Consider the following 25,076-nt stretch of genomic DNA (forward strand, 5'->3'; position numbering starts at 1 on the left):
TAGCAGGTTGGTATTTATAAATGGGTATTTTGGAAAATTCAAATTTCAAATCCAAATATAGTTCTAAAATTCTAACTTCTTAGAATCTGTTTAAAATTCATCAAAATTAATTCCCCGTCCCTAAAGGGTGTAATTTTGATGAATCTTTAAGAAATTTTTCACCCTTTAGGGACGGGGAAAAGAAAATTTCTTTTTTAAAGAAATCTAAACAGACTCTTAATTCGATTTAAAGATTTTCAATTATAAAATTAGTCATCTTATTAAACAGCTGAATTCGGGTCATTCCACCGTAAATCCCATGATTGCAATCCGGATAAATCTGGGAATCAAATTGTTTATTCGCCTGAATTAAGGCATTCATCATTTCCATCGAATTTTGCAAATGCACATTATCATCGGCACTTCCGTGAATCAAAAGATATTTTCCTTTTAAACGATTAGCAAAATTGATAGGCGAATTATCGTCATATCCACTCGCATTTTCCTGTGGTGTATGCATGTATCTTTCGGTATAAACCGAATCATAAAAACGCCAATTAGTCACCGGAGCTACCGCAATGGCCATTTTAAAAATGTCATTTCCTTTCAAAATACAATTAGAAGCCATAAATCCGCCGTAAGACCAGCCAAAAATCCCAATTCTACTTTTATCTACATAAGGATAATTCCCAATCACTTTAGCGGCATCAATCTGATCTTCCACTTCGTATTTTCCTAATTGCAACTGCGTCACTTTCTTAAAAGCCGCTCCTTTAAAACCGGTTCCTCTGCCATCCACACAAACCACAATATATCCTTGTTGAGTAAGCATCAAACACCAGTAATCATCAAGAGAATTCCATTGATTAGCTACTTGTTGTGAACCAGGACCCGAATATTGCGTCATAAAAACAGGATATTTTTTTGAAGCATCAAAATCTTTTGGTTTGATTATCCAGACATTGAGTTCATTGCCTTTCTCGGTTTTTAAAACAAAAAACTCTTTTGTTGGCAAATTATATTCTTTCAATCTGCCCGACAACGCAGCGTTATTTTGAATTACTTTTACTTCTTTCCCTGATTTCACTTCATTCAAAGTATAAGTAGTAGGCTGAGTTGCGCTTGAAAAAGTACGAATATAATAATCAAAATTAGGACTAAAAGTAGCCTCATTAGTTCCTAATTCATTAGACAAAGCCACCTTATTATTTCCCTTCAGGCCTATTTTATAAACGCCTCGATTGATAGAACCATTTTCGGTTGATTGATAAAAAACAGTATTGGTTTTCTCATCCAACCCATAAAAAGCAGTCACTTCCCAGTTTCCTTTAGTCACTTGATTTTTCAACTGCCCCGTTTTATCGTAATAATAAATATGATTGAATCCGTCTTTTTCACTTGTCCAGATAAAACTATTATCCTTTAAAAAAGTAAGATTATCGGTTACATCAACATAAGCTTTATCCTTCTCATTCAAAACCACTTTTTTAGCAGCTGAATTTCCGTCAATAAAAAGCAGGTCTAAATTATCCTGATGACGATTTAAAACCTGAGCCGACAAAACATTGGCATCATTAGTCCATTTTATTCTGGCAATATAGAAATCGGTATAATTACTCAAGTTCACCGTTTTGGAATCTTTTGAAACCACATCAAAAATATATAACGAGACCTCCGAGTTCTTCTCTCCTGCTTTTGGATATTTAAAAGTATTCACCGCAGGATACAATTCCTTATTGAAAACCGTCATTGAAAACTCAGGCACTTGTGATTCATCAAATCGGATGTAAACAATCTTTTTGCTGTCGGCAGACCAATCAAAAGCCCTTACAAATTCAAATTCTTCCTCATAAACCCAGTCGCAAATTCCGTTAATAATTGCATTTTTCTGTCCATCAGTCGTAATCTGAGTTGTTATTTTTGATGCTAAATCATAAACATACAAATTATTCTCTCTGGCAAAAGCAATCTTCGTTCCATCAGGAGAAAATGTAGGTTCCTGAATTTGGAAATCAAACAATCGGGTCAATTCCTTTTTCGAAATATCATACAAATAGTAATCAGCAGTAAAGGAATGACGGTAAATCTGATTGGAATTACAAGCCAGCAACAGCATTTTTTCATTCGAATCAAAAACATAACTATCAATCCCCGGCATGCCTTTATGATCTTTAGAATCAATAATCGTGGCTGTTTTTTGCAAAGTCGCAAAATCATACAAGTCAATCTGCGTGGACTGTGCCGACTGATTGTAATTCAAAACCGTATATTGATTAGATTTTTGTAACGAATGCAACTCATCCATATCCTGAGTCCGAAACATTCCGCGATAAATCGATTCAACAGAAATTTTTTGTTGTCCAAAAATACTCGCTGTCAACAAAAACAAAACGAAAGGCAGCAACTTATGCTTCATAAATTTAAGTATAAATAAAAGTACCCCAATTTTAATAAAAAAACTACAATTATCTCACATTTGACTTATATAATTATACTTAACAAAATAACAATAATCCCATTTATTGACACTAAATTAATGGCAAATAAAAAGGCTAAAACGTATCTTTGCGCCACATTACACTATAATCCACTGAAAATGAACAAAGCCGTAGCAGGATTCTCTAAATTATCAAAAGAAGAAAAAATAAACTGGATTGCCTCAGCCTATTTTTCAAATCCGGAAAATGCCATCCAATTATTAAAAAAATACTGGAACAGCGACGAAAAACTCCAAAAACTACACGATGAATTTATAGAAAACACCATCAGTAATTTCTATATTCCGCTGGGAGTTGCTCCTAATTTCCTTATCAACGGAAAATACCACACCATTCCAATGGCTATCGAAGAAAGTTCGGTAGTAGCTGCTGCATCAAAGGCCGCAAAATTCTGGTCAACAAGAGGCGGTTTTAAAACCACGGTGATCAATACCGAAAAAATCGGTCAGGTTCATTTTATGTACAAAGGAGATGTTTCTAAACTGGATTTGTTTTTTACACAAACCAAAGCCAAATTCTTTTCAGAAACAGAACATCTGACTAAAAACATGCAACAACGTGGCGGTGGGATTCTGGACATTACACTGGAAGACAAAACCACTCTATTAGCTAATTATTTCCAACTCCATGCTACTTTTGAAACCAAAGACAGTATGGGAGCTAATTTTATCAACTCCTGTTTAGAGCAATTTGCTAACATCTTAAAATCAGAAGCGCAGGCTTATGAAATTTTTACCGAAGAAGAAAAAAACATCGAAGTGGTGATGAGTATTCTTTCGAACTATGTCCCCAATTGTATTGTTCGCGCAGAAGTTTCCTGTCCTGTGGAAGACTTAGCCGAAAAACATATTGAAAATCCTCAGCTTTTTGCAGAACGATTTGTTCAGGCGGTACAAATTGCCGAAGTGGAACCTTTCCGCGCTGTAACGCATAACAAAGGAATCATGAACGGGATTGATGCTGTCATTCTGGCTACAGGTAATGATTTCAGAGCCGTAGAAGCCGGAATTCATGCTTATGCTGCCAAAGCAGGGCAATACAGCAGTTTGTCTCATGCTAAAATCGAAAATGGTATTTTCAGTTTTTGGCTCGAAGTTCCTTTAGCCTTAGGAACTGTGGGTGGATTAACCAGTTTGCATCCTTTGGTTAAACTTTCATTAGAAATGCTGGAGAATCCTTCCGCAAAAGAATTAATGGAAATTGTGGCCGTTGCCGGATTAGCACAAAATTTTGCTGCTTTGCGTTCACTAACTACAACAGGCATTCAGGACGGTCACATGAAAATGCACCTAAACAATATCTTAAATCAATTGGAAGCCACAAATGAAGAGCGTCATTTGGTACAAAAACACTTTAAGCACCACGTTGTATCTCATAGTGGAGTAGTCAACTTTGTAGAAAGTTTGAGAAAAAAATAATTGTATTAGTGAAATCATTCAAATTCTAAAATGAATACCAAAAAAACATTCTACAGTAACGGAAAACTATTAATCACTGCCGAATATTTAGTTTTAGACGGCGCTAAAGCTTTGGCATTGCCAACAAAATTTGGTCAAAACCTAACGATAGAAGAAAAAGACAATCCGGGAATCTTATGGACAAGTTATGACAGTGATGACAGTATCTGGTTTGAAGAAAACATTACATTTTCAGAAATTACAAATCCAACAGATTCAAAAGAAGATACCATAAAACACACCCTAATAAAGATTCTTCATGAAGCCTATTTATTAAATCCTGATTTTATAAAACAATCAAAAGGCTACAAGATTAAAACCGAATTGACTTTTCCTAAAAAATGGGGACTAGGCACATCTTCTACACTTATCAACAACATTGCCCAATGGCTAAAAATTGATGCTTTTGAATTATTGAAAAAGAGTTTCGGAGGAAGCGGTTACGATATTGCCTGTGCACAAAATAACGCACCAATTATTTACCAATTAAAAAATGGCAAACCCAAAGTAGAAATCATTAATTTCCATCCTGCCTTTGCAGACAAAATCTATTTTGTATACTTAAACAAAAAACAAAGCAGCAAAGCTGCGATAGCCAATTACAGAAAAAACAAAAACAACAATACCGAAAAGAATATATTAAAAATAGACAAAATCACCCACGAAATTGTTTATGCCAAAACTGCCGGCGCAATGGCTCTTGCTATAGCCAATCACGAAGCATTTATGAGTACCATTTTAGAAACAACTACCGCCAAAGAAGATTTATTTTCTGATTTTATCGGCGAAATAAAAAGCCTGGGCGCTTGGGGCGGTGATTTCATCATGGTAATTTCTGAAGTAAATCCTATCACTTATTTTACCTCTAAAGGTTTTAATACAATCATTGCTTACAAAGACATGATTTTAGATTAAACTTCTAAAAAACCATAAAAAAACGTCCCGTTTTGATAGTAGTCAAAACGGGACGTTTTTTATGAAATTAAAATTAATCTATAATACTAGAAGTTAAATTGTCTACGGTTATCTTTGATATCAGCGATGTCTTTAAGAGCAGGTAATACTCTGTTAACATCTCCTGCTGATTGCGCTTTAACTTTAGCAACATAAGGCGCTACATCTTTTACAGCCGGAGCTTTAACAATACTTGTTGTTTTTACTACATAAACTCCTGTATTTCCTTCAATAGGAGCAGAAACTTTGTTAGCAGCTAAAGCAAATGCACTTCCTACCACTCTTGGTTCCTGACCTACACCACCATTTAATACCGGATTATCCAAAGTAACATTAACAGCTTGTTCTACTTTACCTCCTGTTGCTTTAGCAATAGCTTCAAGAGAAGAACCTGCCATTTTAGCTTTTAGCATTTCCGCTTTTTTAACATTTTTCAATTTAGTTTCAATAAATGGTCTTACCTGATCAATTGGAGCAAATCCTGAATCGTCAATGTTTTTAACTGTAGCAATTACGTGACCAACATTAGCAACTTCGAAACGTTTTACTGAACCCACTTTCGTATCAGCTTCAAAAGCCCATCTTACAATAGCTCTTTGATTTCCTAAAGCTCCAAAATTCTCATCCATTGCTTTTACTGAAACCGCAGGAGTAACAGTTAACTTCATTGACTTGGCAACTTTTTCAAAATCGTTACCGGCAGCATCCATTTCAAACTTTGTTGCCTGAGTAAATACTTTATCTGAAGTCACTTCAGATGGTTCTAATTTTTGAGCTACAGTAGCTAAACGCACTCCGTCTTGTTTATCAGTAACTTTAATAATATGAAATCCAAATTGAGTTTCAACTAAACCTACTTTTCCAATTCCATTATTGAATACAAAATCACTAAATGGTTTTACCATTTGACCAGGTCCAAAATAACCTAAATCACCACCTTGCTGTGCAGATGAATCATCAGAATATTGGAATGCTAACATCATGAAACTTTCCGGATTAGCATTTACCTGAGCCAATACTTCTTCGGCTTTAACTTTAGCTTCTTCTTTAGTTCTTTTTTCTCTTTGGTTAGGAACCTGAGCTCCTTCATAACTAATTAAGATATGACTAGCTTTTGCATTTACACCTAATTTTTTACCTAATGATTTAGAAATACAATAGTAGTTTCCAAAAACATAAGGTCCGTAAACTGCACCAGGAGCTAAATTGTATAATTGCTCAGCATCAACAGCAGGCAAATCTTTTTTGGCTACATAAGAAGAATCATAAGGGATATCCGAATTTGAATTTACAAATTCAACTGGATTAGCAGTTGTTCTGAATCCGGCTACAGTATCATTTTTACCTGTTGCCTGATTATAAACCACACTTCCTGATAATAAGCTGGTGATTTTTGCTTTAACATCAGCCACATCTTCTTTAGAAGGTTTGTCTTCGATTAAAACATACTCTACTGAACGAGATTCATCAGCCTTGTATCTTTTTTCATTTTTCTTCATGTACTCTAAAATCTCAGCATCAGTAACCTTAACTTCACTGTCTTTGATTGAAGAAAACAATGCTCCTACGTATGAAAAATTAGCTTTATTAGCTTCCATTTCATATTTCAATTTCCCTTCAGCTTTAGTAGTATAATTAGCTGCTTTTACCAGTGTGCTGTAAATTTGATATTTAGCATTCAGCTCAGCATCTTTTTCTCTTTCTTTTAAGTACTCAGCCTGAGCAGGATTAGCCTTAAAATATTCTTTGAATTTAGCCAAATCAAACATTCCTGCAGCGTTCAGAAACATTGGATTTTGACCGATATTCTGATCAGCCTTTAGAACTTCGATGATGTGTTTTTCACCTACTCTCAATCCTAATTTATCAAATTCAGAAGTCAATAAAGCCACAGAAACTTCTTGTTCCCAAACTCTGTTAGCTGCTGCTGTAGAAGTGATTCCCTGACCACTTTTTTCAACATTACTTACTTTAATTCTAAAATCCTCAAATGAAATATCTTTTCCGTTGATACTTCCAACATCTTTTGAACTTTGACTAAAAGTCCCTTTCCCAATTAGATCTTGGATAACAAATGCAAATAAAGCAAATGCAATAAGTCCAATCATTAAAGCGGAACGCTGTCTAATTTTTGATAAAACTGCCATTTTTATTGTTGTTAATTTTATATTCAGTTTGCGAAAATACAATTATCTCGCTAATAACAATACAAGTAACGTTTTATTTTAAAAGATTTTTCACTTTTCTAAAAAAATTACTCTTTTACTGTCATTTTTACTAATTCTATTTTTTTGTTTGTTGCTTCTTCTATCACAAAATGATAACTTCCAATTGTGATTACAGCGCCTTTTTGAGGGATTTCTTTAGTAAAATCGACAATAAAACCTCCCAGAGTTCCGTAAGAATCACTCTCCGGTATTTGCAATTTATACGTCTGATTTAAATATTCCACATCAAAACGTGTTGAAAAAAGATAAACATTCTCTTCCAATTCTTTTTCTATCAATTCCTCATCAGAATCATGCTCATCCTCGATTTCACCGAAAAGCTCTTCGACAATATCTTCCACCGTAATTATTCCCGATGTCCCTCCGTATTCATCCAAAACTACCGCTACACTTTTTCGCTTTTTGATAAGCAAATCCATAACGTCTTTGATATAAATGGTTTCCGGAACAAATTCTACCGAAATCACTACTGTTTTAATGTTCTTTGGTTTTTTAAACAAATCAAAAGAATGCACATAACCTACGATTTCATCCAATGAATTTTCATAAACCAATATCTTAGAATAACCTGTTTCAACAAACAATTCTTTTAATTCCGTTACCGAATCAAATAAATCAACTGCCACAATCTCGGTACGGGGCGTCATAATATCTCTTGCTTTCACTCCGGAAAACTCCAATGCATTTTGAAATATCTGAATTTCAGAATCTACTTCTTCATGATCTTCCACGGTACTCATTTGTTCTGTGATGTAATTCCCTAATTCCACTTTAGAAAAGTACAACTGTATCTGATCCCCTTCAGTTCTGAAAAATCGTTTCAAAACAAAATCGGAAACCCAAATGATAAAAGAGGAAACAGAATAAAACAGTAAGTAAAAAAGATAAGCCGGAACTGCAAAAAACTTAATCAAAGTATTCGAATAAATCTGAAAAAATACTTTTGGAAAAAACTCCGCCGTAATCAAAACGATTAAAGTAGAGAGTACAGTTTGAGCAAATAAAATAAAAAAATCAGAAAATGGATAATTCAAAGACTGAATCCATTCCATTAAAAGATCTCCCATAAAAAACCCGTAAACAACCAATGCAATATTGTTACCAATGAGCATTGCTGCTATAAATTTTGAGGGTTTCTCAGTAAGTTTAGTAAGTATTTTTGAAATAAAACTATCTTGTTTTTTTTCAATTTCAAGATAGATTTTATTGGAAGAGATGAATGCAATTTCCATCCCTGAAAAAAAAGCAGATAGTATTAAACATAGTATTATAATACTAATTTCCATAAACTATGATTTACGGTTACGATCCTGCATTTTTTTAGCAAAACGCCTTCTAAAGAAAAACATAAAAACACCCAAACCTGCTATTAAAAGACTCAACATTGGAGTTTCTTTAGGATTATTCCATTTTTCGATAGCATCGTAAACAAAAAAAGCTGAAAATATTAAATAAATATAGGGTGTATACTTTAAATAACTCATAAGTGTGTTAAATTGAAAATTATTCGGCTGTTAGAACTTCGCCTGTTATTCTTTGAGAATTAATTACTTTAAAATCTTTACTAAAATCAATTCCCTGACCGTTTGAAGCCCCTTTCAAGTCAGTAAATTTATATTTTTTCTCTGTAAAAAACCATTCATTTTTCTGGTCGTAATACAATTGCTCTGTCTCAAGCATTTGCCCGTCCTGCGAAACAATTTTTACTTTACCTTGCAAATCAATGATATTAGTAAGCTTATACGAAATAGCATAATTAGAGGTTATGCGTGTTTTTTTCCCTTTTTTATCATAAACAGTTACCACTACTCCTTTTGGAAATTCAGTAAAAGGAAAATCTACTACGGCATAATCCAACATTTTTGAACTGATCAATTCGGCTCTTATAAAACCCGAATCGGTATATTTCAAATTCACATTATCTGCATCACCTGTAGGAGTGAATTCAGCAATATTACTTTGCTGTACTTTTTTAAAATTACTTTCACACCCAAAAAACAGAGTCACGGCAAAGGCCATGACTACTATATAAAATTTATCTTTTTTGAATAAAAACATAAACAAAGTGATACTAAAAACTATTACTCTTATCTTGAAGATTAGTCAAACTTTCTCTTAACAAACCATCTGTCATTGAATGAAAGTCCCACACTCAATTTAAGATAATTTTCCTGAACTAAACCAGCAGCAGTTGTTCCTCGTTTTCCAAATTCAAAACCCAGATTCACATTTGAAAAACTTCCTGTAATTGGCAATCCAAATCCTAAACTAACTCCTTTATCTTTTATAGACTGTGAATTCACAACCAAACCGGTTTCTTCATATTTCAAACCTGCTCTGTAAACGATTCTTTTAAAATAATTTGTAAAAGAATTGTAATTAGGAATAAAATACCCCCCAACACTATATTTCATTGCTTTTTCATAAGAAACATTCGAAGAAGCATTATAAGTATTAGCTAAATCCCCCTGACTGGCTGAAACAATTTGAGCTCCTATTAACCATTTCTTAGATTGCCCAATGCCTAAACCAAATTTCAATTCACTTGGTAAAGTCAATCTGTCATGAAATTTCTCTTCATCAGCACTTTCTACAGCAGAAAAATCAACTCCGTTAGTAGTAGTTACCACGGCTAGATTTCTGGAATTATCCGAAGCCAATTTACTCTCTAATTTATAACTCAAACTACTATACAATCGCAACTTTTTATTCAGTTTCGCCTGATACATCGCTCCGAAATTAAAGTTTACTCCTGACAAATCGGCTCTGTTTATTTCGCGACTTCCTGTATTAACTCCATTTACAAAAGTCAGATTGGTAGTTTCCACACGACCAAAATTATAATCTACATTGGCTCCTACACTTAAATTTGGCAAAAACTTATAAGAAGCTGCAAAAAAAGCTTTATTCACACCTCCATTAGCATAATCACGACTACTGATTTCCCCTTCTGCATCAGAATAAGAATTGATTTTATATCCAACAGATGAATACGGAATCAATCCAAAACCAATTCCTAATTTACCCATAGGCAATCCTACCGCCAAATAATCAAAAGTAGTTCTTTTGGCTTTTTCTGAACCGGAATCATTTTTTAAAGAAGTCAAATTATAAGTTCCACCAACAGTAAATGTGGTCAACTTAAGATTAGAAAAACTCGCCGGATTATCTAAATTAATATGAATACTATCCTGTTCTACCTGAACTCCGCCCATAGAACGACTTTCAATTGTCCCTTTAAATCGTACATCACCAATTCCGTAAAAAGAATAAGGAGATGAAGTTCCTTCCTGAGCTAAAGATACTAACGAAAAAAGTAAACAAAGGCTTGATATAATTTTTCTAATCATTGTTGATTTTATATTGATAAGTTTGATTCAAACTCTCCAAAAGGAAATTTGAATTGGCAAATATGGTATTTTTTAATCGTTTAGCCAAAAAATCTGCATCGCCACCCGTTAAAATTATGATAATATTTTTACAAGCTGCCTTATATTCATCTATAAAACCGTCAATCTCATAGACCAATCCGTTAACCACTCCTGAATGAATCGACTGAACCGTTGATTTCCCCACATAAGATTCGGAACTTTCCAAAGTCAACAACGGAAGTTTAGCCGTAAACTGATGCAAGGATTCGTATCGCAATCGCAATCCGGGCGCAATGGCCCCTCCCTGATACACATTGTTTTCATCGACAAAATCATAGGTAACACAGGTTCCAGCATCAATTACCAATCGATTCTGATTAGGATACAACAAAGTCGCTCCCGCAGCAAGCACCATTCTGTCGATTCCTAAAGTTTTTGGAGTGCCATAATTATTGCTGAATGGAAAAATATCTTCATGAGAAACAAAATGCACTGTAACTTCTGTTTCGAATGCCAAAAAAGATTGCCTCTCAACATCTCCCACCGAAGAAACTACCAAATGGCTTATCGTTTCAAACTTTTCTAAAATATTTTCTATACATTTCCCAAGCTCTGTTTTATCAAAAACAAAGCCCTCTACACAGGTATCACCCTCAAAAACAGCAGCTTTAATTCGGGTATTCCCCACATCAACAGTTAATATCATATTTTAGCTTTTGGTTTAGCGAAGATACAAATAGATTTTTTCTTAAAATTGTTTTGCATATATTAAAAATGGTTCTATATTTGCACCCGCAACAAGCACGGTACCTTAGCTCAGATGGTAGAGCAATGGACTGAAAATCCATGTGTCCCTGGTTCGATCCCTGGAGGTACCACAAAACCCGAATAGTGATATTCGGGTTTTTTGTTTTTATAGGTTTTTGAAAAAAAAATACAATCACAAAAACAAAAAACCTCCCGTTTCCAGGAGGCTTCTTCACTACAAATTAAAAATTAAAAAAATTCATTTTAGATTACTTCATCAAACGTACTTCATAAATACCCGTAATTGATGAATTCGGTTTTGCCTGGAATTTTACTTCCAGCAATTTTGGATTTAACTTTAAAATTTCAGCAGGAATTGCAATCATTTTATCAATAAACTGATTGCCTTCTTTTCCATCCATTGCAATCGAAGCAACTAAAACAGCATTTACATAAACATCAAAATTTCTATTTTTATCCGAACCGAAATAAGTGATTCTTAAATTGCGCGTTTCCCCTTTTGGGTTTTTCAATTCGTAACTAAAAAATCCTGTTCCGTTTCGGTAATGACGCTCTTTATAAATTCCTGTATCGGTTTTCTCTCCTTTAAAGTTATGATCATTTTCCGGTTGCTGTTCGCCGGCAGTAATCATATCTACAGTCTGAGCTTCCAATTTCATTTTAGCATCTTCTCTTTCTTTTATTGCCGCCTGCAATTCAGGTAATTTCTCTTTTGTGGTATATGGCCAGTACAACATGTATCGGGCATCGTGGATTTCGAAAAAAGGAATCAGTTTCAAATTTTTAAACTTATCCTGATAAGTAATATCCGAAATGGAGTAACTAAAAGGCTGATTTTTCACTTCTTTTAGAGACTGTGCCAAATCAGTAGTATTTGAAACTAACATAGGTGCGTCTTCGATTGGATAAATAGGTCCGCTTGCAATATGTCCCATTCGGCTTCCATCGGCTTTCAATCCTGTTAAATCCGTTGTATCTGTAACGGCCGCTAAAACAATTGGCCCATGCAAAAATGAAACCCAAGCCGATTTATCCGGAAGTTGTTCCGCGGCATTATGCATTGGCAAAATAACCGAAATTACATCTCCTGATTTCCATTTTCGATTAATGGCAACATAAGAATTCGCATCTTTTTCAAATGCCACTTCCTGACCGTTCACCTTAATTTTTAATTCTCCATTCGTCACCCACGAAGGATATCTGAACTTAACTGCGAACTTTTGAGCTTTTTTCAAATCCAATGTAAAAACAGATTGTTCTTCGAAAGGGAACTTCGTATTTTGCGTTAGCTTCAATCCTTTTTCTTTCCATTCTAAAGTGGAAGGAATAAAAAGATTCACATACAAACTAGCCGCATCGTGAGCATAAATCATTTCGCCGTATTTCCCGTGATTTTCTAAACCGGACCCCACACAACACCAAAAAGATTCCTGCGGCTCTGAATACACACGGTAATGACGCGGACGAATTGGCGTAAAATACACAAATCCGCCATCAGGATGCTGCGATGACAAGATATGATTGTAAGTGGTGCGCTCGTAATAATCCATATATTTTGCATCCGGATGCGCCAAAAACAAATGCTTAGACAATTTAAGCATATTATAACTGTTGCAGGTTTCAGGTCCCTCTCTGGATTCCAGCATTGACGAAAAATCATTCGAAGGATTAAAATGTTCTCTAACACTATTCCCTCCAATAGAAATCGTTCTATGATCAACAACCGTATTCCAAAAAAAGTTAGCCGCATCTGCCCATTTTGCATCTCCGCCTACTTCCGCAACACGCATAAAACCGATTACTTTTGGAATTTGTGTATTGGCATGAATGCCATTTAATTTATCTTCGTTTTGCAACAACGGATTCAAAATAGTCTTGTGGGAGAACTTTTCGGCCAAAGCCAAATATTTTTTATCTCCCGTAATAGCAGCTACATCGGCAAAAACTTCATTCATTCCACCATGCTCACTTTTTAACATTGTTTGGATTTGCTCATCAGAAAGATTTGCTGTCAATTTCAAACACCAATCAGATAATTGGACCAGCATTCTTTTAGCCTTTTCATTTCCGGTTAATTTATAAGCATCTACAAGTCCGGCATAAATTTTATGGACATTATACCAAGGCACCCATTTTCCGTTTAATGAAAAACTCCCTGCATCGATCTTGCCTTTTGCAATATCAGCCCATAATGCTTTACTCCCGGGAACCCCACCTATATATCCGTCTCCATTTTTTAATTGGCATTTTTCTAAATTATCCAACATATAATCGAGACGCTTTTTTATTTGTTGGTTGCCCGTTGCGGCGTACATCTCCGACAAAGCCGAAAGATAATGTCCACCAATATGGCCATCTAAACCTGTATTTTCCCAATTGCCGTAATTCTCCTTTAATGGCTTGATTCCGGCTTCCTTTAAATAGGGAGCCAACAATCTGTCAGCATCCAGTGATAAAATGTATTTCATATCCGTTTGTTGCGCCTTTTGAAAAGGGCTATCCAACAAACGAACAGACGACAACGGAAAACTTTGTAATTGCCCCTGTTGCCCATAAGTAGCAGCACTCAGCGTAAGTAAAACAACCGACCACAGATTGTTTTTTACATTTTTTAATATCATAATTTTTTGTTTTTGGTTGGGTTAAAGAAAAACAAACTCCTCCTTGATTTGTTTCTAAATTATTTTTTGGTTTTTATTCGAATAAGCGAAAATGAATAAGCCGGTAATTCCGAAGAAAATGCCTCGCTTACAGCAATTGTATCCTTTTTTGGTAATGCTGCTTTACTGTCAGGTGCTCCGGTCAAAACAATACGACTTGCTTGTGAAGCAGTAACTCCTAAATTTTTCAAGTCTAATTGTGTATTTACTGCAACTGGAAGCATATTGACTAATTTCAAGATTAAATCATTGCTTTGGCTGTCGCGTACAACCGAAACCCCGATGCGTTTTCGAACCGATTCATTAGCGTCAGAAAGCTTAATTTCATTTGGCAAATAAACATCTCCTGCATTGTTTCCGTGCATTTTTTGAACCTGATAACCCACTGTAGGTTTCACTTCCGCATTATTGAAATAAATAATATCCGGATTCCATTGCGTGTGTCCTTCCTTAGCCAACATTGGTGCAATAGACGCCATACTTACCACATCGCCGTTGCGCTCAACAGATGTTAAATATAAGGCTTCCGCCAAAGCGGTTTCGATATTATTAGGACGTCCCGGTAAAAAAGCAGCGTATTCCCCGAGATATACTTTTGATTTGGAACGATCGTATTTATCATAAAAATCCTGATTATTGATGAACCAACCCACCGATTCATAATAATGTTCGTCCACCATTGGGATATTCAGCTTATCGGCAATTGCCCAGCCTTCATTATAATCGGTTCCTTCATAAAACGGGCCAACAGTTCCAATAACAGTAATTTCAGGATGTTTTTCTTTTACCGCATTAAAAATCATTGTAAAACGTTCTTCAAAAATATCGGTAATCAAATCCTCATTTCCTATGCCAATATATTTCAAATTAAATGGTTTTGGATGACCTGCTTCGGCTCTTTTCTTACCCCATTTGGTATTCACATCACCATTAGCATATTCGATTAAATCCAAAATATCCTGAACATATTCATCCATGTCAGACATTGGGATTCCGCCTTGTTGTCCTGCTCCGCCTGTTCCTGAATTCTGACAGGGAACTCCCGCAGAAACTACCGGCAAAGGTGCTGCCCCCATATCTTCACAAAACTGAAAATACTCAAAATACCCTAATCCCATCGACTGATGATAGCCCCAAAGATTGCGTTGGCCTTTTCTGGATTCCAATGGTCCGATGGTATTTTTCCAATGGTAAATATTTCCTAAACCATCTCCATGAGCCACGCAGCCACCCGGAAAACGCATGAATTTTGGCTTAATATCAGCAATAGTCTGAGCTAAATCGGCACGAAGACCATTTTTACGCCCTTTGAATGTTTTTTGCGGAAACAGCGAAATCATATCTAAAGCAACAGTTCCAACACTTTGAGGTATAATTTCTAATTTGGCATCACTTACTGTTTTTGCCGCCACTAAAACAGTCGTGTATTTTTTCCAATTGGCACTATTCGAATTGATAGTCGTTTCAGCATATTTTTCGCCATTTTTACCCGTTAAACGAATGAGTAGTTTTGTATTAGCTGCAGCCAAATTTCGAGCAAACAATGAAAAATCATATTTCTCTCCGGCTTTCAAAGCAATACCATCAAAACCTTCATTGCTGAGACCTTTTCCGATTTCAGTTGTTTTCAAAACCGCATAATGCTTATTGTTTTCGTGAATTGGCAAAAGCGAATCAATAGTAAATGTATTTTGGTTTCCTGCTACACTCCATGATTTCGTGCTATTCCATGATTTATCACGACCTTCTTTATCGCTCAAAGCGTATTCAAAATCACGATTCTGAATCAACTCGGCATACAATCCGCCATCGGCAGCATAATTAATGTCTTCAAAAAATACTCCGGTAAGCATATTGCTTATTTTTTTGCTTTGAGCAGCATTTACCGTAATCGAAGCATTAACATTTTTAAGATTCGCAAAACGGGTATTATCGGTTTTTGAAGTTTCTCCATTCAACTGGTTTTTATAACTCACCAATTGTTCGGCTTTGATTAAATTATTCACCAGCTCCCAGGACACCTGAAAAACGGTCCCTTTTTGAGCTATACCTTCAACAGCAATTGTTTCTCTCAAATCAGTACGCTCCGATTCCTGAATTGTTTTTGTAACCGAATAATTCACAAAATCACTTGTGGTTACGGCATGCAAACCGTTTTTAGAACTCATCCATGACACTGAAAAAACCCCATTATTTTGAGAAAGAATTGGCTTCAAGCAATTATTGTCCTTCATAACCGCAGGATACGATTGACGTCCCCAAGTGATTAAATCTTTAGAAGCGGCATGAGCAAAAGTGCCGTCTTTATCATTCAGACTCCATACACAATGCCACATTCCGTCAGCAGCTTTAAAAAGATAAGGCGCTATCATCTTTTTTTGCGAACCCCATCTTCCATAATCAGAAAGTAAAAAATTATAATTCTGCCCTATCGCATTCCAATTTTTCTTATCGACACTCCAGGCAAATTGCAATCCCGTTCTGCCCAATAAATTCTCGGGCGTATATGCAAATAAATATACTGAACCCGGATGGGCTGACTTGCTATTGTTTTTTGCATAAGTGGGTAAGACCATTACAAAACTCATCACAAATGCAACAATATGCAGTTTCATTCTATTCTTCATTGGTTTTATTCTTTATAAAATTTTGGTTGGAATTAACAAATGTAAAAAAAACATTTATTAATTCAGGTTATAAATAAAAAAACCTTCTTGAAACTTAAGTTCCAAGAAGGCATCTATTAAAAAATATATTATTTGATAGTCCTGTTAATTAGTATATCCAGGATTTTGTTCCAACACCGCATCTTTATTCAGTTGTATTTCACTTAGTGGAATTGGTAAAAGCATATGAAAACTTTGTAAACCATTAGTAGTCTCAATTGCCCCACCTGCAAGTGGCGCTGTTCCATTTAATGTAGTAGCACGGGCTAACAATGTACCTGTTCTAACTAGTGTCATTCTGCGATTCTCTTCCCCTAATAACTCTCTAACCCTTTCATCCAAAATAAAATTTAAAGTAATATCAGCAGCAGTTATAAGACTAGCATTAGCTCTTGCTCTAAGTTTATTTATATCGTTAGCTGCACCTAAAAGATTATTTCTTTTAAAACGTGCTTCAGCTCTTAACAAATAAGTTTCACCTAAACGCATAATAATAAAATCTTTCCATGTACCATAACCAAATTCATCCTTAGGATCTAAATAGCCCCACTTTGTAGTATAAGGAACATATTTATAAATAGTATCTGCCTTAAATATTTTTAACTGACTGTTATCTGCCAAAGTAAAAGTAATATCTTGCCCGTAAGGTACTGGTTTACCGTAAACAGTACTATATTTTGCATCAGGATTATTAAAGTAATGTTTACGATGAATTGAATATTTAGAATTACGTATATCCGTTCCTGTTCCTTTATAAAGATTATAAACAACCCAATTATTCAATCTAACTCTACCTATTCCTCGTCCTCCTAATGTATCAGCTACTTTCATACCCGGCAAATCATGATAAGAACCTTGCCATACTCTACGTTGTTGAGGATTTCCTGTACTTCCATTAGCTACAGCACTTGGATTTTCCTGTTCTAAAACCCAAATTGCCTCAGTATTCCCCTGTTTTCTTCTTTGATTTCCAGAAAAGAACATATCAGAAAAAGCATCTCCCGGAAGGGCTTTTTTTACCCCATATCTATTGGTAATCAAACTAAATTTCCCACTGTTAATTATAGCATCACATTGAGCTTCAGCCAAATCAGGTTTATTAACACGTAAATAATATTCAGCTAATAATTGCTGAGCCATTGCTTTGTTAGCTCTTGCTTTAAAAGTCAAAGCATCTATATCTTGAAGTTTATCAGCTGCAAAAAGTAAATCTTCTTCAATTAATTTATTAACATCATCTAAAGATGCTCTGACAAAATCTGTTTTTGCCCCCAATAATGGCTCTTTTACTAATGGCACTCCTCCATATAAAGTTGCTAACATATTATAGCAATAAGCTCTAAAAAAACGAGCTTCACCATTAAATCGATCTAACTCTAGTTGTGTCACCCCTACAGTAGCACCACTTTCAGCCGATTTAATAATAATATTAGCATTATTAATAATTTTATACAGAGAGGTCCATAATTTACTTGACGCCCCATCCGTCGATTTAAGTTGTGAATAATCAAAGTAAGGTCGAGCCATACCATTAGACCTTCCTGCAGGAGCCCAAAGAATGTCAGTTCCAAGCTGAAACATCCCTATAAAAGTTTGATCCTGATCAGTGGTATACAAAGTACTTAAACTATTGTACAATCCAATTTCTGATGCATCAAATCCAAGTTTATCATTTAAAGATTCTGGTGCAAAGGAATTCAAAACCTTTTCGTCCAAGAAAGAATCACTACATGCCGTAGTTAACATACACAAGCCAATGATACTTGTTAAAAATTTAATATATTTTTTCATCTTATTATATTTTAAATTAAACAGGAGTTAAAGTGATAAATTAATACCAAATGAAAATGTTCTTACGACTGGATAGTTATTAGTCCAATCTCCTGATCCTCTTGAAGAATAATTCATTTCAGGATCCCAACCATACCAATTTGTAAACGTATATAAATTTCTACCTGTAACATAAATTGTTAGACTCTCTAATCCTGCTTTATTAATTAATTCATGCGGAAATTGATAACTCAATCTTACATCTTTAATTCTTACATAACTATAATCTTCATAAAAATTAAAACCTCTGTAATTTTTATAAGCAGAAAGAGAAGGCCATTTATTATCCATATTTTCTGGAGTCCAATATTTGTATGTAGCCGGTAAATTTCTTCTTCCGGCCTCATCCGCATAAGTCAAATCTCTATTACTTCTTAAACCTCCTTGAGATGTTTCTAGAAAGATACTAAGATTAAAATTCTTATAACTAAACGTATTTATAAGACCTCCACTCCATTTAGGATCTGTTTGTCCAAGTATAACACGGTCATTACTGTCAATTTTACCGTCTCCATTTTGATCTTTAAATTTAATATCTCCAGGTTTTGCCAATGGATCAGAAGTCGAAGCATCTTCACCTGTTTGCCATATTCCTATTTTTTCATAATCGTAGGCTACATGAAGCGGCTTACCTATAAACCAATTATTACCCATATCATCTTTCCCATCACCATATAAATCCAAAATCTTATTCTTATATTTTGAGAAATTAACATCGGTTTTCCATGTAAAATCTTTAGTACGTATATTAACCGTATTTAACGATATCTCAAGACCTTTGTTCTCCATCGAACCCAAATTTGCCCATACATTAGTATATCCTGAAATAGCAGGAATACTTCTTCTTAGCAAAATATCTTTAGTCTTAGATTTATATACTTCAACTGTACCTCCTATTCTATTTTTTAATACAGAAAAATCCAGTCCTATATTGTTAGATGTTGTTTTCTCCCAATTTAAATTGGCATTTCCTAAATTATTGAATAAAACCCCTGTTAAAGCAGCTCCATCAAATGGATATTTTACAGCCGTTGCAGTAGTAGCTGTCTGATTCACACCAATAGCCTGATTACCAGTCTTACCGCTTGAAAATCTCAATTTCAGATTATCAACAACATTTACATCTTTTAAGAATGATTCATTTTTAATATTCCAGGCAAGCGCCAATGATGGAAAAACACCATATTTATTAGTGTTAGATCCAAATGCTGAATAACCATCTCTTCTGGCTGTAAGTGTCAACAAATAACGGCTATCAAAAGAATAATTAATCCTACCCATCTGAGAAGCTAAAGCAGAACCATAACCATTTGACCAGGTTGATTTAGTAGCACCCGCACTTAAATTATTATAAGACAATCCATCATTTAAAAAACCAACTGACTGAGCCTCTGACATAAAATAATCTTGCTTCTGTGCACTATATAATCCTGTAAAATCTACATGATGTTTTCCAAAGTCTTTATTATAATTCAAAATATTTTCTACAACCCAGTTTGAAGTTTCTGTATTTGAAGTATAAGCTGTTCCATTTTGATCATTAGCCGCTCTACCTGTATAACTTGCATAACGATCTAAATTGTATGTATAAGAAGCATTAAGGCGATAACTTAATCCTTGAATTATTTTCACCTCAGCATAACTTGACCCGGTTAAATTTCTACCTCTGCTCAATCTGTCAGTTGTAAGTCCTAAAAGCGGATTAGAATATAATAGCTCTGGAGCCATAGGATAAATTAAATAATTCCCATTTACATCTTTAGGAACAGAATATGGACTCATAGCCGTGGCAAAAAGAAAATTAGCACGACCTCCATCATAATTATTATCAGAAAAGAATGCCGAAGTTCCAATTTTTAAAAAATCATTTATTTGAGAATCAATATTAATTCTGAAATTAGTTTTTTGAAACTGATAGCCTTTCACAACTCCATCCTGTTTTAATTTAGAACCAGAAATAAAATACTGAAATTTATCAGTACCACTGGAAATACTCAAATTATGCTCATTAATTAAGCCTGATTGTGTGGCTTCTTTAAGCCAATTCGTAGTAATCCCAGCATCAAAATTCGCTACTTCCGATGAATTAGGCAGGACTGCTGTTTGAGGAAGATTATTTGCCTTTAAAAAATCAGCGTATTTTTGGACATAGGCATCTGGACTTGCAGGTTTTAAGGGACGCGAAATATCTTCAGCTGCTACATATCCACTGTATTTAATGACTGGTTTTCCATTTGAATTACCTCTTTTACTTGTAATTAAAATCACACCATTACTCCCTCGTGTTCCATAAATTGCAACAGCGGATGCATCTTTAAGCACCTCTATAGATTTTATATCATTGGGATTAATATCGTTAGTCGTTCCAAAAAAAGGAATTCCGTCTAAAACTATCAAAGGACTGGTATTCGCATTTATCGAATTGACACCTCTAACCTGTATAGAAGCTGTACTCCCAGGAACAGACGAACCTTGAGTAATTTTTAAACCAGCCGCTGTACCTTGTACTGCTTGTAACACGTTTGTTACAGGCAAATTTTCTAATCTATCTTTGGGAACTGAAACTACTGCCCCTGTTATATCTGACCTTTTTTGAGTTCCATACCCAACTACCACTACCTCATTAAGAGCTTGAGATGATTCCTTTAAAGTGATTTTAAAATCAGTTTTGTTTCCAATTGGGACTTCAACTGAATCAAAACCTATATAAGAAACCACTAAAACTGTGGCTGTATTATCTACTCTAATACTAAACTTTCCATCCATATCTGTTGAAGCACTTATAGTAGTACCCTTTACAAGGACACTTGCCCCAGGAAGAGCAACCCCCTTATTATCAACAATTACCCCTGTAAGTGTTTTTTGTTGTTGCTCGCTTATAGAAATAGCAGTAGCTTCTTCTGATTTTGGATTCTCTTTTTGCAAAATAATCTGGTTACTAACTAGCGAGTAAGTGATATTAAGAGGTTTTAACACTCTTGAAAGTACTGCTGACAAAACTTCATTAGTAGCCTGAACACTTACTTTCTGACCCAAAGGAACCATTCTCGAATTATAGGAAAACTTCACATCGGCCGATTTACCCAATTCGTTTAAAGCCTTATTTAGGCCCATATCAGTTATGGAAATAGTTACTTTGGTATCTAGTTTTCCCTGACCATTTATGCTATTTGCCAGGGTCACACTTGAAAAAACTAAAGCTAATACAAATTGGTACAATGTCATCTTCATGAGTCGGATTAGTAATCGTTGTTTTACTACGGTTTTTTTCATAATTTTGGTTTGTTTTTGATTAATACTATTTTGAGGGTATTTAAGAAACACTTCAAAACCACTTTGCAGAGTGAGATTGAAATATTTAGGCGTCGACAATGTTGCAGCATTGCGACGCTTTTTTTATTTTATGGCATTATTGATAATTACATCCTTTGGAGCTAATGATTATTTGATTTCCATTCATCGTATAAGCAGTATTATCACCAATAGATTTGCAAATAATTTTAAGCTTTTCGGGCAAAGGTTGATCACTTAAAGAAGTGGTCAAATAACATTTTTCTAATGTCTTAACCGGAAAATCAACCTCAACCGAATACGCCTGCTCAATGGTTTTAAATATCTGAGCTACGGGTATATCCGTAAACTCAAAGCTAAGCTGTTCAATACTTTTCACAGAACTACTTATAGATTTATCCAAAGTAATATCAGTAATCTTATCAAAAGTTTGATTTTTACGAACAAAACGAAGTGCCTGATTAGGCAGTAAAACAATTTTTTTCTGATTTGCTTTTTCTGAATTGACTTCCACCTTGCCTGTTCGAACCAAAACCTCAACATCCGATTGATTTTGATATGCTTTTATTCTAAAACTAGTTCCAACTACCTTAGTGACAATTTCATTAGCATGAACAAAAAATGGTTTTTTGGGGTTTTTACTAATTTCGAAAAAAGCTTCTCCTGACAAATACACATTTCTTTCATTTCCGGTAAAAACTTTGGGATAACTTAACTTACTCTTAGGCTGTAACAACACCGAACTACCGTCGGATAAAGTCACTATTTGTGGTTTATTGGAATTGTTAATTTGCTCTAACAAACCATCCGCATCAGGATTACTAACTATTTCATCATAAACAGAATAATGTTTTTCAGCAAAAAAATTATTATATGCATACAATGACAACAAGCCAAAAACTAAGATTACAGCAACTCTTCTAACCCAGCTAGTATTCCAAAGTTGAATTACTTTTTGCTCCATTTTATTACCCTGTTCTTTTTGCTCGATTTTCATCCAGGTAGCCTGCAATGCTGTATTAATTTGCTCCTGAGACAAATTATCTTCCGGCACATTCATTGCTAACAGCCACAAACGGGCTTCTTCAACTAATTTGGCTCTTTTAGGATGTTCCAAAGTCCATTCTTCCCAGCCATCCAAATCTTTTTGGGTCTTCATCCACAATCGGAATGATTCGTCTGCCAAAAAATCTTCTACTTCTTTATATTGATTACGTGCTTTCATTTTTTAAAGTGTTTATGCATTCATAAAGGACAACCAATATGTTACATACTCATTATTTTTCCTGTTTTTTTTCAAAGATTAAATCCAATTCATCAATAACATCATGAGTAATGTTAAATCTCCTTTCCATTCTTTACGAATATTCAATAAGCCACGATGCAACAAATTGTTTGCCGATTGATAATTCACATTTAAAATCACAGCAATTTCATCCACACTTAAACTATTGTGATATCTTAAATACAAAGCCTCTTTTTGTCTGGAAGGCAATACATTTAAAACTTTATTTAACTGCATTACCTTTCCGGCAGTTAACTCATCAGAAACCAACCGATGTTCCACTGAAAAATCAAATAAAAACTCAATTGCATCTACCGACTTTGATTTATTAAAAACCCTGTCGCGTTGTTGCAAACGAACAATACGTTTACGAACAGATGACAGCAAATAAGCCTTTACCACTACTGTACTACTAAGGCTATTTCTATATACCCAGATATCTGTAAAAACATCCTGAACACAGTCCTGAACTTTTTCAGAAAACGGTAAAAAAGTATTTCCATATTGCAGCAAACAACCATAATACCTTTTAAACAGAATTGAAAATGCCTGTTCATCACCTGCCTTCAATTCGGCCCAAAGCTCATTATCATCAAGAATATCTTTATTTAAAATTTGATTTTTCAAATTCATATATTTTAATTCACATTACTTATTTAAGGATATTACCTTCTCAATCTTTTAAAAAGAAGAGTTGTTATATAAAATAACAACTCCTACATACCAAACTAACATGACTAACCAAATCACATTTACGAAAAGTTATTTTACACATAAAGGACCGTTTTTTTATTACATACTCATTAAATTATACTTTTTTTTTCACTTTGAATAAAAAAACAAAATCACAATCTGTTTTACTCATTTTCAAAAGCAATTATCTTACTCATTTAATTCTCAAAAAAAGATTTTCCAAAAATAAGCCAATACATATTTGCTAATTTAATATATTTATGCAAAATTTATATACATGGAAGACACTAACTGCCCTAAATGTCAAAATAATAAAATAGTTAAAAGCGGTATAATAAATAACAAACAAAGGTATTTATGTAAAAACTGCAATTACTTTTTTACAGTAAATAAAATTGGAAAAAAAATTGACGACTACTATGTCACTAAGGCTCTTCAACTTTATCTTGAAGGATTGAGCTATAGAGAAATTGAACGTATTATTGGTGTTTCGCACGTAAGCATTAGCAATTGGATAAAATCTTTCAACATCAAAAAACCAACCAATTCTAATTACCATCCTACTTATAAAATATTAAACCACTTAGAACTAATAGAATACATACGAAACAAAGAAACACTTTCAGGTGCCGGAATGATTATAACAGAACTTGGCGACAAATTTATGGCTATTAAATGGGAACGGTTTAAAAAATAACTATACTATTTACAACTATATATAACTTATTTTTTTTTCCAAATAAAAAAACTGAATTTGGCATTCTATTAAACCAAAATCAACCTTAAATTTATTTAAACCTTTATGGAACAATTATTAAAAGACACTACTGCCAACCCGGCTCCTTTGGGACTTTTTGGCTTTGGTATGACAACTATGCTATTAAACATCCACAATGCAGGATTCTTCGAATTGAATGCCATGATTATGGGAATGGGAATATTTTTCGGAGGAACACAACAAGTTATTGCCGGAATTATGGAATGGAAAAAAGGAAATGGGTTTGCCATGGCAGCTTTTACTTCATATGGCTTCTTTTGGATATCACTTGTTACATTATGGCTGCTTCCTTTAATTGGAGTTACAAAACCTGACGCTGCTTCAATGGGATGTTATTTAGGAATATGGGGATTATTTACCCTTGCTTTTTTTATAGGGACATTAAACGGTAACACTATTGGAAAACTTATCTTTGGTTCACTGGTAATTTTGTTTGCGCTATTATCAGTTGCCAGTTTTACAGGAAGCGAACAAATTCACACCATTGCAGGTTACGAAGGAATTCTATGTGGATTTTTTGCTTTTTACGAAGCAGCCGCAATTGTAATCAATGAAAAATTAGGTAGACAAGTTTTACCTTTATAAAAACAACATGCAATAGCCTTATTAATTTAAGGC

At 34.4% G+C, this 25,076-nt stretch carries 17 protein-coding genes and 1 tRNA gene; 5 read left to right on the forward strand and 13 right to left on the reverse strand.

Translation table 11 applies throughout. The features are described 5' to 3' along the window. Positions 1 to 226 precede the first annotated feature (226 nt). Positions 227 to 2,395, reverse strand: coding sequence for a S9 family peptidase (locus BLR17_RS00450; protein WP_066328625.1), 2,169 nt, complete (start codon positions 2,393 to 2,395; stop codon positions 227 to 229). A gap of 180 nt (positions 2,396 to 2,575) precedes the next feature. On the opposite strand from BLR17_RS00450, the gene BLR17_RS00455 reads away from it, so the two are divergent. Beyond that, positions 2,576 to 3,895: a hydroxymethylglutaryl-CoA reductase, degradative gene (locus tag BLR17_RS00455; RefSeq protein ID WP_066328623.1), complete on the forward strand. Its 1,320-nt coding sequence runs from the start codon at positions 2,576 to 2,578 to the stop codon at positions 3,893 to 3,895. Positions 3,896 to 3,925: 30 nt separating this feature from the next. After that, complete coding sequence (locus tag BLR17_RS00460; RefSeq protein ID WP_066328621.1) at positions 3,926 to 4,849, forward strand: GYDIA family GHMP kinase; 924 nt, start codon at positions 3,926 to 3,928, stop codon at positions 4,847 to 4,849. 86 nt (positions 4,850 to 4,935) lie between these two features. Here BLR17_RS00460 and BLR17_RS00465 read toward each other — a convergent pair whose 3' ends face one another. The 6 genes from BLR17_RS00465 to BLR17_RS00490 form a co-directional block, all read right to left on the reverse strand. Next, a complete protein-coding gene (locus BLR17_RS00465; RefSeq protein ID WP_066328620.1) occupies positions 4,936 to 7,035 on the reverse strand; it encodes a peptidylprolyl isomerase in 2,100 nt (699 codons plus the stop codon). Positions 7,036 to 7,142: 107 nt separating this feature from the next. Continuing rightward, on the reverse strand, positions 7,143 to 8,402 hold the full coding sequence (locus BLR17_RS00470; RefSeq protein ID WP_066328618.1) for a hemolysin family protein: 1,260 nt from the start codon (positions 8,400 to 8,402) through the stop codon (positions 7,143 to 7,145). 3 nt (positions 8,403 to 8,405) lie between these two features. Further along, a complete protein-coding gene (locus tag BLR17_RS00475) occupies positions 8,406 to 8,600 on the reverse strand; it encodes a DUF6526 family protein (RefSeq protein ID WP_066328617.1) in 195 nt (64 codons plus the stop codon). A 19-nt stretch (positions 8,601 to 8,619) separates the two neighbouring features. After that, entirely contained in the window at positions 8,620 to 9,174 is a 555-nt protein-coding gene (gene lptC, locus BLR17_RS00480) for an LPS export ABC transporter periplasmic protein LptC (RefSeq protein WP_066328616.1), read from the reverse strand. Between the two features lie 41 nt (positions 9,175 to 9,215). Further along, on the reverse strand, positions 9,216 to 10,466 hold the full coding sequence (locus BLR17_RS00485) for a BamG family beta-barrel-assembly machinery protein (protein WP_066328615.1): 1,251 nt from the start codon (positions 10,464 to 10,466) through the stop codon (positions 9,216 to 9,218). Next, positions 10,459 to 11,193 (reverse strand): type III pantothenate kinase, encoded by a 735-nt coding sequence (locus BLR17_RS00490; protein ID WP_066328614.1) that lies wholly within the window; start codon positions 11,191 to 11,193, stop codon positions 10,459 to 10,461. Before BLR17_RS00490 ends, BLR17_RS00485 begins: the two co-directional genes overlap by 8 nt. 99 nt (positions 11,194 to 11,292) lie before the next feature. Here BLR17_RS00490 and BLR17_RS00495 point away from each other — a divergent pair. Further along, positions 11,293 to 11,365 (forward strand) — tRNA-Phe (locus BLR17_RS00495). Between the two features lie 138 nt (positions 11,366 to 11,503). Here BLR17_RS00495 and BLR17_RS00500 read toward each other — a convergent pair. From BLR17_RS00500 to BLR17_RS00525, 6 genes are all read right to left on the reverse strand, one after another. Further along, positions 11,504 to 13,876 carry a glycoside hydrolase family 127 protein gene (locus BLR17_RS00500; RefSeq protein WP_066328612.1) on the reverse strand — a complete coding sequence of 791 codons (2,373 nt, stop codon included), beginning with the start codon at positions 13,874 to 13,876 and terminating at the stop codon, positions 11,504 to 11,506. Positions 13,877 to 13,935: 59 nt separating this feature from the next. After that, entirely contained in the window at positions 13,936 to 16,542 is a 2,607-nt protein-coding gene (locus tag BLR17_RS00505) for an alpha-L-arabinofuranosidase C-terminal domain-containing protein (RefSeq protein WP_245683096.1), read from the reverse strand. 144 nt (positions 16,543 to 16,686) lie between these two features. Next, positions 16,687 to 18,372: a RagB/SusD family nutrient uptake outer membrane protein gene (locus tag BLR17_RS00510; protein ID WP_066328608.1), complete on the reverse strand. Its 1,686-nt coding sequence runs from the start codon at positions 18,370 to 18,372 to the stop codon at positions 16,687 to 16,689. 27 nt (positions 18,373 to 18,399) lie between these two features. Next, positions 18,400 to 21,684, reverse strand: coding sequence for a TonB-dependent receptor (locus tag BLR17_RS00515; RefSeq protein WP_245683097.1), 3,285 nt, complete (start codon positions 21,682 to 21,684; stop codon positions 18,400 to 18,402). A gap of 136 nt (positions 21,685 to 21,820) precedes the next feature. Beyond that, positions 21,821 to 22,927, reverse strand: coding sequence for a FecR family protein (locus BLR17_RS00520; RefSeq protein ID WP_066328607.1), 1,107 nt, complete (start codon positions 22,925 to 22,927; stop codon positions 21,821 to 21,823). Positions 22,928 to 23,005: 78 nt separating this feature from the next. Continuing rightward, positions 23,006 to 23,614 (reverse strand): RNA polymerase sigma factor, encoded by a 609-nt coding sequence (locus BLR17_RS00525; RefSeq protein ID WP_139068379.1) that lies wholly within the window; start codon positions 23,612 to 23,614, stop codon positions 23,006 to 23,008. Between the two features lie 343 nt (positions 23,615 to 23,957). Here BLR17_RS00525 and BLR17_RS00530 point away from each other — a divergent pair, with 343 nt between their 5' ends. Together BLR17_RS00530 and BLR17_RS00535 are read left to right on the forward strand one after the other, a co-directional pair. Next, positions 23,958 to 24,377, forward strand: coding sequence for a transposase-like zinc-binding domain-containing protein (locus BLR17_RS00530; RefSeq protein WP_066328602.1), 420 nt, complete (start codon positions 23,958 to 23,960; stop codon positions 24,375 to 24,377). Between the two features lie 105 nt (positions 24,378 to 24,482). Then, complete coding sequence (locus BLR17_RS00535; RefSeq protein WP_066328601.1) at positions 24,483 to 25,043, forward strand: acetate uptake transporter; 561 nt, start codon at positions 24,483 to 24,485, stop codon at positions 25,041 to 25,043. The last annotated feature ends 33 nt before the right edge of the window (positions 25,044 to 25,076 follow it).

The sequence above is a fragment of the Flavobacterium glycines genome (genome assembly GCF_900100165.1).
GTDB classification, from domain to species: domain Bacteria; phylum Bacteroidota; class Bacteroidia; order Flavobacteriales; family Flavobacteriaceae; genus Flavobacterium; species Flavobacterium glycines.